Below are 6,171 nucleotides of genomic sequence, written 5' to 3'. Positions count from 1 at the left end.
TCACGTACCCGCCAGCATTTTCACACAAATGCGCCAGCTGGGACGCGACGACGTTGTTATCAAAATAGGAATTTTGATAACAACAGTAGGTAAAGAGCACTCAAAAAAAACCCGGGCATTGCCCGGGTAGCACAGAAGGTGGAGAACTACATTTTGTACTGCACACTTAAAGTCACGGTACGTGGGTCACCGTAGTAACCGATCACCGAAGATTCCAAACCTAAGTTGGCGAAGTTGTAACCACCTACGCGGTACTCTTTATCGCTTAGGTTTTTACCATGAAGACCAACTGTCCAATGCTCGTCAGGGGCATACCAAATTACCGAGGCATCCCAAAGCGTGTAGGCGTCTTCATCGACTAGAGAAGCGACCTGTGGGAATATCTGAGTTTCGCCACGATAAGCTAGGCTAGTAGAAGCTACCAAGCTGCCGTTATCACCAAGATCATGGTTGTAAACGAAGCGTAAAGAGCTAGTCACATCAGGTGTATTGGCAAATTCCCAAGTATTCGCTACGTTCACACCACCGGAGATAATCTCATCGAATTCAGCATCAATATAGCCAAGGGTAAACTCAGCCGTTAAATCTTTGCTCAGCTGAGCAACGGCTTCCAATTCACCACCTTGAATGGTTGCGGCACCGGCGTTCAATACTGCGGATACGAAGTTAGAACCGCCATCAGCTGATTGCTGCACAGTAACCTGTACGTCTTCATAATCACTATAGAATAGGGCGGCATTTAGGCGCAGACGCTTGTTCAATAGCTCGGATTTAACGCCGACTTCCCAAGTGTCCACTGTTTCAGGATCATAACCGTCAACAGTCGATGGTAGCTTGGTCGCATCGCCGCGCATATCAAAGCCGCCGGCCTTAAAACCTTGAGCAAAAGAGGCATACACCATTGAATCGTCATTTAACTGGTAATTTGCGCCGGCGCGGAAAGTGAACTCACTCCAAGTATCAGAGTTTGTGTAATCTGTTGCAGCAGGGAAGAATCCTAAGACCACACCACCCAATCGATCCGAACGGCCATTTACCCCTTGGGTTTGTTTAAATACCGTTGCTTCTTTTTCATCCCGGGTGTAGCGTCCGCCCAAATTTAAGCTCAGCTTATCGGAAATATCGAAAGTCGCATCGGCAAAGATTGAATAGCTATCGGTATCTACATTACCTGCAGTCAAAGCGTTAAAATTACCCGGCAAGGCAGGGCCAAAAAAGCCATCGAATGCTCCCAAAAGTACATCAAACGCACCCGATGCATTTCCGGTGTAATAGTAAACACCCGCAATACCGTTGACGCCTTCACCTTCAAACTTTAATTGAAATTCTTGCGAAGCCTGATGATCATCATAAACCGCAGGAACATGCAAAGAAGGCAAGGAAGTATTATCAAAATCGATATTGGTGTAGGTTTCACCTTCTCGGTAAGCGGTTATCGATTTAAAGGTTAGTTGATTACTAACATCGTACTCAACCGTTAAAGAACCACCTGAGCTCTTCACTTCATTGTTAGTGTCCATATCCGCATTAGAATCGAATACGTTACCCGGAGTCACCTCGGTAGGGATACGCAAACTTGGCGTTAAACGATGGCCACCCTTAGCATTGGAATCATCATCTGACATATCGGTCGCCAGTCTGATGAACAAGTTCTCGCTAGGGGTATATTCCATACTTAAACGAGCGGAAAAAATATCCTTGTTATAGTTCTCTTCACCGCTTTGCAAAAAGGTACCAAAACCGTCGCGCTTTTTGCGGGAGATCGCCCCGCCGATAGAGAGTTCATTCTCAATCAAAGGCATTTGACCGGATAATTCGATCTCGCGCTGACCATAAGAGCCCACAGCGGCTTTGGCGGTAAATTCCGGCTCACCAGTTAAACGTTTGGTCACGTATTTAACCGCACCACCAATGGTATTTTTACCGTACAACGTACCCTGTGGACCACGAAGAACTTCCACACGCTCTACATCATAAACATCGAGCACACCAGCCTGAGGGCGAGCCAAGTACACATCATCGACATACAAACCAACACCAGGCTCAAAACCCCAAAGCGGGTCTGCCTGACCAATACCACGAACATAAGCGGTCAATGTACTATTGGTACCACGGCTTACTTGCAAGGTGGTGTTTGGCGCAGAACGCTGAAGATCTACGATAGTCGCAGTGCCAGCTTGTTCCAAAGCATCGGCGCTAAATGCCGTTACGGCAATTGGCACATCCTGCAACGATTGCTCACGGCGCTGCGCGGTTACTGTGACTTCTTCAAGGGCAATGGTCTCTTGGGCGAAAACCTGGGGGGCAGTAATGCCAGCACTCAGTCCGATAGCGACAATCGCTTGGGGCAAGCACTTAAGGGTAAATGAAGGCTGTTTCATCGTCTCAGTCCTATTCTCTTTTAGCTTTATAATTTTGTAGTGCAGTTTATGTGGTGACTGTAATGTCTGTTTAGACGCTTTTACTCACCAGTTTTTCTTATTGCTCATCACTGTACTGGATCTTTTTTCTACTGGCCTCTAGACCAAGGTATGATCACCCAGGCAAGCTAAAGTTGCTGCTGGCTCCCAAACCCTTCATTTAAAGGCATCAAGCTCAGCCCTGAGGTAATTTTTGAACGTGAATAAATTCGACCTTCCTACCAAGGTATAGTGGAGTCGGAACCTGACAACATCAACAATGTGTACCTTTACTAATAATGGCATTGCAAAGACATTGCCAGGCCCTAAGGACACACAATGTTAAGTATTATTGGTCTAGCAGGCGCATTAACCTTGTTAATCGTCTTAACAATCCGCGGAATGAATCTTTTGATTGCTGCGCCACTGTGTGCCTTGATTGTGGCCTTTACTAGTGGTCTGCATATGTTTCCGCCACTCGATGATAAATCCGCGGTCAGCTTTGTTACCAGCTATATGGGCGGCTTCAGTGGTTTTGTTGCGGCATGGTTTTTTATGTTTTTGCTGGGCTCTCTATTTGGCAAGCTGATGGAAGACAGTGGCAGCGCCGATAGCATCGCACTGTGGATTACTAGCCATATTGGCCAACACAATGCAGCACTGGCGGTAGTTCTTGCTTGCGCGATTTTAACTTATGGCGGCGTTTCAGTTTTTGTGGTCGCTTTTGCCGCATATCCAATGGCCGTGAGCTTGTTTAAACGCGCGAACTTACCAAGGCGCTTTATTCCTGCCGTAATGGCCTTTGGCTCCGTCACCTTCACTATGACTTCAGCCGGCTCACCAGAAATTCAAAACTGGATTCCAATCGAACATCTAGGCACCTCGCCATATGCCGCCTGGGAAGTCAGTGCTGTGGTCGCCGTTGCAATGGCCGCGATGGGTTTTATCTGGCTGCAGTTCATGTTGAAAAAAGCAGTCGCCAATGGAGAACAATTTGTTGCGCGCGATGGAGATAAAGAAGTTAGCGAGCATAAGCTTCCCTCTCCTGTTTTAGCGATGATTCCAATAGCCGCCGTTCTTGGAGTAACGTTTTTTACTCATGAGATATACGGCAAATACGCACTTATTGTCGCCTTGCTGGCCGGCTGTATCGCTGCGGCATTAATTAACACACAGCGTTTAGGTAATATGTCTATAGCCATTGGCGTTGCCACCACCGGCGCCTTGTTGGCCATCGGAAATACTGCAGCTGTAGTAGGTTTTGGTTCAGTTGCAAAGGCTTCTCCAGCATTTGCCATGGCGGTAGATGCCATCACCGGTATTCCGGGTGATGCTTTAATTGGAGCGGCTATCGCCGTAACCACTATCGCCGCCTTGACGGGATCAGCCTCTGGCGGCCAGTCGATCGCACTGCCTATTTTAGGGCCTCACTATGTCGATGCAGGTGTCGACCCTGAAGCTCTACACCGGGTAATTGCGATTTCCTCTGGCGCACTTGATTCCTTACCTCACAATGGCTATGTGGTAACCACCATCAGAGCGATTTGCGGCGAAACCCATAAAGATGCCTACTGGCCGATGGGCGCCCTAACGGTTGTGGTACCTTTAATCGGTACTGCCCTAGCTATCCTATTACTGATTTAGTGAGCAAGTTATGAGCTTTATTTGTCATCATTCATCGGCTATTCCAAGCAGCAAAACGCTCCTAGCAGCGGCAATGGGCCTTTTGAGTCTTAGCGCTTGTGCTAGCTCTGAGAAAATACCACAAGAAGCAAAGCTGCTAAATTTCAAGCACAGTGATATCCAACACAGCTATTTTGATGGCAAGAGTAACGACTTGCTGAGCGCCGGTTTAGGCTTCCAAGGATTGCAGAATCCAAAACAACCCGGCTTAGAAAACCCAGATAATATTAGCGAAGAAGACTTACGTCGCGCAGCCATCTATAACAATTATCGCGCTATTGTCAGCACTAATTCTGATGCGGGATTTGGTCGCCTCTATGGGCCAAGCGCGCAACAAAAACCTATTGCCGGGCATGAATATAGCAGCAGCATTCACTATTCGGATGGCGAGTTGGCGGCCAATATTGTGGTCCAGATCCCCGACAGTTTTAATCCCCAAAAGCCCTGCATAATTGCCGCACCGAGCTCAGGCTCAAGAGGCGTCTGGGGAGCTATAGGTACAGCCGGGGATTGGGGCTTAAGACATTCCTGTGCAGTAGCCTACACCGATAAAGGTACCGGTACCGGTTTTCAGTTTTTAGACAATGGTGACAATTATAAAAGCAATGGCCTTTTAAGCGGCGGCCAAGCAACAGTTTTTGACCCAAAGGATTTACGCATTGCGAGCAAGCACGCTCATAGTGGCAAGCACGTTGAAAAAGATTGGGGACGCTTTACCCTGCAAGCGGTACAGATGGCCTTCTACCTTTTGAATCAACATCACCGCGATGACAGCAAACGCTACTTCACTAAGCCCAACACCAATGTTATTGCGGCCAGCATCTCCAACGGAGGCAATAGTGTCATCCAAGCGGCCGAGCTTGATAAAAGTGACTGGATTGATGCGGTAGTGGCTTCAGAACCAACCTTAAATGTGCCGTCGGACTTCAAGTTCGAAGTTCAACATGAGCAGGATAGCTATCGCGGAACAGCCAAAGATATCCTGTATGTGGGCATCCAACATGCGCTGTATCAACCCTGTGCACTACTCGCCACAAAAAGCAATGAAAGCTCACTGTTCCACAGCGCAAGCCAACTGGCCCACGCCGCTTTGAACAAACGCTGCGAGAACTTAAAAAGCGCAGGTCTTATCAAAGACAATGAAAATCTAGCCAACGCCGCACGTGAGCAGCTAGAAAAAACCGGTATGCTAAGCCCAAGCTATTCTTTGCAAGCTTTTGCAGTAGTTAATCAGTTGTGGCCATCGATCGCGATTAATTATGCCAATGCTTATGGCGCTCGCGACGTTAAAGATGATCTTTGCGGTTTTAGCTTTGTATACCAGCAAGCCGGTAAAGCCATGGCAATGCCTAAAGCGGCAAGGCAAGCTCTTTATGGGCTCAGTAGCGGCATTCCAAACACCGGCGGTGTTAGCCTTGCCTATAAGGGGCTGCCACTCAACATCTTTGATCCAAACGACAGCAGTTTTGAAGGCTTTCAATGCTTGGCAAAATTCTACCAAGACAAGCAATTGCAAAATAATTTGAAAAGCTTGGCGCTAAGCGGTGATATTGATAAGAAGCCCGCCATCATCATTCATGGTAGCCACGATAGCTTAGTGGGCCCCAACCATAATGCCCGTGCCTATATGGTGCTGCGAGCGAAGCGCTTTCCAGATCGCGACAATGTGCGCTATATCGAGATCGATAATGGCCAGCATTTTGATGCCTTACTCAGTTTCCCTGAATTCCGCCAAGATCTAGTGCCAATGCATGTTTACTTCGAACGAGCATTAGATGCTATGTGGCAACATTTACAGCATGGCAATGCACTGCCAGCTCATCAGCGTGTTCACAGTAAGGGGCAATTGAAGCTTGAAGCTAAGGGAGTACCGAACTTTAGCCAGACAAGCAATATTGACATCTCTGCTGACCGGATCAAGCTGTAAATAGATTTTATTGCGTCATAAGCCCACGGGGGCAAGTTGCCAAAGCAAAAATAGCTTCAGGCCACTTTATTGGGGCTGCTTTATTGAGGTTACTTTTTTAGAGTTTCTGGAGCTTCAAGCTTGGCCCCTTTTAGTTTGCCTGTTAGTGTTAGCTTTTTAACT

At 47.5% G+C, this 6,171-nt stretch carries 3 protein-coding genes; 2 read left to right on the top strand and 1 reads right to left on the bottom strand.

Features of this window, described 5'->3' with window-relative positions:
* Positions 1–146: 146 nt before the first annotated feature.
* Positions 147–2,381 (bottom strand): TonB-dependent receptor, encoded by a 2,235-nt coding sequence (locus Q1A08_RS18715; RefSeq protein WP_299775760.1) that lies wholly within the window; start codon positions 2,379–2,381, stop codon positions 147–149.
* Between the two features lie 357 nt (positions 2,382–2,738).
* Here Q1A08_RS18715 and Q1A08_RS18710 point away from each other — a divergent pair, with 357 nt between their 5' ends.
* Both Q1A08_RS18710 and Q1A08_RS18705 read left to right on the top strand, forming a co-directional pair.
* The gene (locus Q1A08_RS18710; protein ID WP_299775758.1) at positions 2,739–4,043 is read left to right on the top strand and encodes a GntP family permease; all 1,305 of its coding nucleotides are present in this window, start codon (positions 2,739–2,741) and stop codon (positions 4,041–4,043) included.
* 10 nt (positions 4,044–4,053) lie between these two features.
* Positions 4,054–6,009, top strand: a complete 1,956-nt coding sequence (locus Q1A08_RS18705) for a 3-hydroxybutyrate oligomer hydrolase family protein (RefSeq protein ID WP_299775756.1) — start codon at positions 4,054–4,056, stop codon at positions 6,007–6,009.
* Positions 6,010–6,171 lie beyond the last annotated feature (162 nt).

Source organism: uncultured Pseudoteredinibacter sp., from assembly GCF_947500695.1.
Lineage (GTDB): Bacteria > Pseudomonadota > Gammaproteobacteria > Pseudomonadales > Cellvibrionaceae > Pseudoteredinibacter.
The sequence above is the reverse complement of the archived record's forward strand: the minus strand, read 5'-3'. Positions and strand labels throughout refer to the sequence as shown.